The following is a 1,387-nucleotide window of genomic DNA, read 5'->3' on the forward strand; positions in this document are numbered from 1 at the left end:
GGCCCTAATGAGATGGTCACCCCCATCTCGTGTTTGCCCCGAACACCCCGGTGACATAAGTTGCCGGGGTGTTCTTCTTTGTGGCGGAGGTCACCATGGACTCTGTGACGCTGGTCGGCATTGACCTGGGCAAGCACTCGTTTCACCTGCACGGACAGGACCGCAAGGGCCAGGCGGTGTTCCGCAGGAAGCTCAACCGCAAGCAGCTCGTCGAGTTCTTCGCCAAGTTCCACCCCTGTACGGCCGTGATGGAGGCTTGCGCCGGCGCCCACTACCTGGCGCGCAAGCTTGTTGCCATGGGCCACGAGGTCAAGCTGATCTCGCCGCAGTACGTACGGCCCTTCGTGAAGGGCAACAAGAACGACTTCATCGACGCCGAGGCGATCTGCGAGGCCGCTTCGCGGCCGACGATGCGCTTCGTGCCGCCCAAGACCGAAGCCCAGCAGACGCTGTCCATGCTGCACCGCGTGCGCGAATCACTGGTCCACGACCGCACCAAGACCGCCAACCAGATGCACGGCTTCCTGCTGGAGTTCGGCATCGGCCTGCCCACCGGCTTTGCCGTCATCAAGCGGCTACCAGCCCTGCTGGCCGAGCATGAAGACTTGCCGCCGCAGCTGGTCTCGGTGCTCGAGCGGCTGCATGAGCACTTCCAGTACCTCGATGGCCAGATCGCTGAGGTCGAGAAGCAACTGAGCCATCAAGTCCACCAGGACGATCTGGGTCAACGACTCATGACACTGCCGGGCGTCGGCCCCATCACCGCCAGCGTGCTCTCAGCCGAGATGGGCGACGGGCATCAGTTCGCCGCCAGCCGCGACTTCGCGGCGTCGCTGGGGCTGGTGCCGCGGCAGTACAGCACCGGCGGCAAGGCCACGCTGCTGGGCATCAGCAAGCGCGGCGACAAAAACCTGCGGCGTCTGCTCGTGCAGTGCGCCCGGGCCTTCATGCAACGCCTGGACAAATACCCCAGTCCACTGGCCGACTGGGTGCGCTTGCTGCTCACGCGCCGACATTCGAACGTCGTGGCGTGTGCGCTGGCCAACAAGCTCGCGCGCATGGTCTGGGCCCTGGCCCGCGGGCACACCGTCTACGAATCAGGCAAGCTGCGGCCGGAGCCGACTGCAGCCTGACCGGTATTCGCTTCAAACCTTTACAACCAGCACCCAACCGGTTTTGCGACTGCTGTAGCAGTGATGACGTGAACGGCCCATTCGGCCCAGCGGGCATCCAGACCATGAATTCGGCTCTCGAAGCCGAGGCCCTTTTTAGGACCGCCGGGCGCGACTCTCATCGTGGCGCGGGGCTCTTCGAGCCCCACTCAGACGCCGGATAGATTTACGCAAGCCATCTCCGCTTCACACCGCCATCAGCTCTTGCAAAAGTG

1 protein-coding gene is annotated in these 1,387 nt (G+C 64.0%); it reads left to right on the forward strand.

Annotated elements, in window-relative coordinates:
• The first annotated feature begins 95 nt into the window (after nucleotides 1–95).
• Nucleotides 96–1,133 carry an IS110 family transposase gene (locus LZ017_RS21730; RefSeq protein WP_241399022.1) on the forward strand — a complete coding sequence of 346 codons (1,038 nt, stop codon included), beginning with the start codon at nucleotides 96–98 and terminating at the stop codon, nucleotides 1,131–1,133.
• The last annotated feature ends 254 nt before the right edge of the window (nucleotides 1,134–1,387 follow it).

Source organism: Pelomonas sp. CA6, from assembly GCF_022549225.1.
Lineage (GTDB): Bacteria > Pseudomonadota > Gammaproteobacteria > Burkholderiales > Burkholderiaceae_C > Roseateles.

Excerpts from the sequence above, each read along its gene's own strand:
- LZ017_RS21730 (WP_241399022.1), top strand. The coding sequence starts at position 96 with ATGGACTCTGTGACGCTGGTCGGCATTGACCTGGGCAAGCACTCGTTT.